1 protein-coding gene is annotated in these 1,634 nt (G+C 43.4%); it reads left to right on the top strand.

Annotated features, from left to right (window positions below; genetic code table 11):
- The first annotated feature begins 116 nt into the window (after positions 1 to 116).
- The gene (locus ACHABU_RS20630; protein ID WP_435766832.1) at positions 117 to 1,571 is read left to right on the top strand and encodes an IS1182 family transposase; all 1,455 of its coding nucleotides are present in this window, start codon (positions 117 to 119) and stop codon (positions 1,569 to 1,571) included.
- Positions 1,572 to 1,634: the final 63 nt, after the last annotated feature.

The raw sequence follows: 1,634 nt of genomic DNA, 5'->3' as shown, positions 1-1,634 counted from the left end.
GAGGCCACTGAAAAAGTCCATATTATATAGGTGACGGATAAATCATCAGATTTTCTGATGATTTATCCGTCACCTTCTTTTATAATGGTAGTAACGAACAGAAAGTGGTGAGTGAAATGTTGGTGAATCAGGAATCCTTGATGTTAAGTGCCTATGCAAATTTATACGATATGGTGGTGCCGAAAGACAATATGTTACGCCGTATGAACGAGTTGGTCAATTTCTCTTTTGTGGTAGAGGAATTAAAAGAGAAATACTGTCTAGATAATGGGCGAAACGCGGTTCCCCCCATCCGTATGTTCAAATATGTATTACTGAAGGTCATTTACGACATATCAGACGTGGACGTCGTGGAGCGTTCCAAGTATGATATGTCCTTCAAGTATTTCTTGGGCTATGCCCCCGAGGACCCGGTGATTCACCCGAGCTCCCTCACCAAGTTTCGCCGGATGCGTCTGAAAGATAAGGACCTGTTGGATTTATTGATCAATAAATCGGTCGAGATTGCGTTGGAACAGGAGGTTATTGAATCAAAAACAATCATTGTGGATGCCACCCATACGGCATCCCGTTACTGCGCAAAACCAGGGAAGGAATTCCTCCGTGAGAAATCGAAACAGCTGCGCAAGGCCATCTATCAATTCGATGAATCAATCAAGGAGGAACTTCCAGAAAAGCCGACGACAGACGAGTCGGAAGCTGAATTTTCCTATTGCGAGAAATTGGTAGAAACGATCGAGGACAGACCTGAACTTACCAAGATCCCTGCTGTCAATGAGCGAATGAACGTCCTGAAGGAAGTCATGGATGATTATGATGAACACCGCTCCTATTCGGAAGATCCAGAAGCACGCAAAGGACATAAATCACGGGACTACTCCTTTCATGGATATAAAACACACCTGGCCATGTCAGATGAACGGATTATCACAGGGGCAGTGATCACTTCCGGCGAGAAAGGCGATGGGCAATACCTGGAAGAATTGGTAGGGAAAAGCGAAGCTGCGGGTATGGAAGTCGACACCGTCATTGGGGATACTGCTTATTCAGGGAAAACTAACCTGAACCATGCAAAAGGGAAATATAATCTCATTTCGAAGTTACATCCGGTCATCACGAATGGCACAAGAAAAAATGAGGATCATTTTAAGTTCAATAAGGATGCAGACTTATATGTATGTCCAGCCGGCCACCTGGCGAAAAGGAAACACACGTTCAAGCGAAAAAATGGACGAAGCGACCAAATAAGATATTATTATGATGTTGAAATTTGTAAAACCTGTCCATTACGAGAGGGTTGTTACAAAGAAGGGGCGAAAACAAAATCCTACTCGGTGACCCTCCTGTCTACAGAGCACGCTGAACATGAAGCGTATCAGGAGACGGATGAATTCAGGGAACTGGCAAGAAATCGATATAAAATTGAAGCCAAGAATGGTGAACTTAAGAATCGACACGGGTACAAGCAAGCAAAAAGCTCGGGTCTATTTGGGATGCAGATACAAGGGGCAACCACGATATTCGCGGTGAACATAAAAAGAATTATGAAGCTGATGGACGTCAAAGAGTAGAAATAAGAGGTAAAAAGGAGCGTTTCATCCAAAAATTCTGGATGAAACGCTCCTTTTTTAAAA

Source organism: Oceanobacillus sp. CF4.6 (genome assembly GCF_051262635.1).
In the GTDB taxonomy this organism is placed as follows: domain Bacteria; phylum Bacillota; class Bacilli; order Bacillales; family Amphibacillaceae; genus Oceanobacillus.
The sequence above is the reverse complement of the archived record's forward strand: the minus strand, read 5'-3'. Positions and strand labels throughout refer to the sequence as shown.